Raw genomic sequence first — 531 nt, 5'->3', positions numbered from 1 at the left:
TGCCGCTGCGCCGGTTGTGTCGCCGGGGTCGCCGGCAACGCCCGCCAAAGTCGGTCGCAACGATGCTTGCCCCTGCGGCAGCGGCAAGAAATACAAGAAATGCTGCGGCGCCAACGGCGCCGAGCCCGAGCCCGAATCCGGCGAAGCCGAAACCTGAGCATCCCGGGCGTGCCGGCGCGCACAGGACCGTCGCGCCCGGGGATGCGCCGCCGGAGCGGCGCGAGTCGCGAGCGGGCGCCGGAACAGCGGACGAGCGTTGGCGAGCGTGGACAAGCCGTAGTCGCGACTTGCGTCGCTCCCACAAGGAACCGCCGCGCCCGGGGACGCGCTGCGGGCGCGATCCGATGCGAGCGGGTTTCCCGCTCCGGAAAATATTTCTCAAAATGATTTCAGGTTACTGAAAACAAAGCGCTTTGCACCACTTTCCGGCGCCTCCCGGCGGCGCTAGAATGCGCGCCCCACGGCCCTCGGCCGGTCCTCTCGGCGCTCCGTTCATGGACGAGTTCAACCCCTGCCTCGACTGCGGCATCT

Annotated in this window: 1 protein-coding gene; it reads left to right on the top strand. The window is 68.5% G+C overall.

Translation table 11 applies throughout. The features are described 5' to 3' along the window. Positions 1 to 157: SEC-C domain-containing protein (locus JNK74_30130; protein ID MBL7650428.1), on the top strand; the 157-nt coding region annotated here is incomplete at its 5' end. Positions 158 to 531: the final 374 nt, after the last annotated feature.

The organism is Candidatus Hydrogenedentota bacterium, from assembly GCA_016791475.1.
GTDB lineage: Bacteria > Hydrogenedentota > Hydrogenedentia > Hydrogenedentales > JAEUWI01 > JAEUWI01.
The sequence above is the reverse complement of the archived record's forward strand: the minus strand, read 5'-3'. Positions and strand labels throughout refer to the sequence as shown.